Source organism: Photobacterium sp. GB-56 (assembly GCF_003026105.1).
Classification (GTDB): Bacteria; Pseudomonadota; Gammaproteobacteria; order Enterobacterales; family Vibrionaceae; genus Photobacterium.
Genome location: NZ_PYNW01000050.1, coordinates 1 through 1,166, shown reverse-complemented (window position 1 = coordinate 1,166; position 1,166 = coordinate 1). Strand labels below are relative to the sequence as shown.

Here is a 1,166-nt window from a genome sequence, read left to right as displayed (position 1 = left end):
GAAGCAAAATTCAGAGCCACCATTGGGTGAAGTTATACCGATCCCTACCACTGATTCTATAGCAACCACACCAAACACGGCTTCTGCCTAACGCATAATAAGCACGCCCATCTCGGCGTGCTTTTTTATGGAGGTCATATCTCATAATCAGGCCAATTATTGCCCAGTCTATTTAGCGTGTATTCTCACTCTGGGAATCGTTAACGCCGAAGATAGATTGAAAATAACCATGAAAAATACCCCGTACAACTCTCAGCACATTCCGCCGCAAGCATCGGGGAATCAGCAAGGCTTTTGGTCTCAAATGGCCAGAAAAGGTGTGCACTTCCCATTTACTTGCAATAATCATCATGTGTCCAGTAAAGTGTTGCGGTCCCGTAAACCCTCTGAGCTTAGAACGTTAGACCCATCTGAAGGCGGCTACAACGAACGTCAAATTAGAGACATCACATTGCCATGGTGGGGCTTGGTCTATTTTTATGCCGTGACATTCGGAAAATTTATTGCTCTCTATATGATGCCGTTGTTTTTTTTGGTTGCAGGTGTCATGAACCTTGTGGATAGTTCAGGACAAGATGAATACAATCAAATCTATCTAGGCATGGCATGTATTTTAGTGGTGTGTCTACTCATTTGGTGGTCTTTCTCATTTTTTAATGGAAAGTTACCCATTAAAACCTTATTTTCATTAAGCCGAGAAACGGGCATGGTCACACTGTATGGTTTCGGTAATAAGGTGCGATTTAGTCACCCTTTTGTTGAGTTTGATTGCTACCTAACTACATCGCCAACCCCACAAGGTTTTATTAATTATCAACTGTTTCTTGTTCATCGTTATAATGGTTACAAACATGGAGTTCCCATTGGCCGTTTTATTAATGGCTCAAGAGATCTTGATGAATACCAACGCTTATGGAACATGATCCAAGCCTATATGGATGTGAGTCAGCCTTTGCCCGACATTCCAATGAATGAGCCTTTCCGCCATAAAGACAGTGCAACCGTTGCTTATGATAAGGCGCATCATCGAAAGCCAGATTTTTGGTTCAGTATGGATGATGAAGCGTTTGAACAAGCAGTGACGAAAATTGTTGAGAAGCAAAATTCAGAGCCACCATTGGGTGAAGTTATACCGATCCCTACCACTGATTCTATAGCAACCACAC

At 42.4% G+C, this 1,166-nt stretch carries 1 protein-coding gene; it reads left to right on the top strand.

Annotated features, from left to right (window positions below):
* Positions 1-229: 229 nt before the first annotated feature.
* Positions 230-1,166 (top strand): hypothetical protein (locus C9J42_RS21290; RefSeq protein WP_107302306.1); only part of this gene is annotated, 937 nt, incomplete at its 3' end.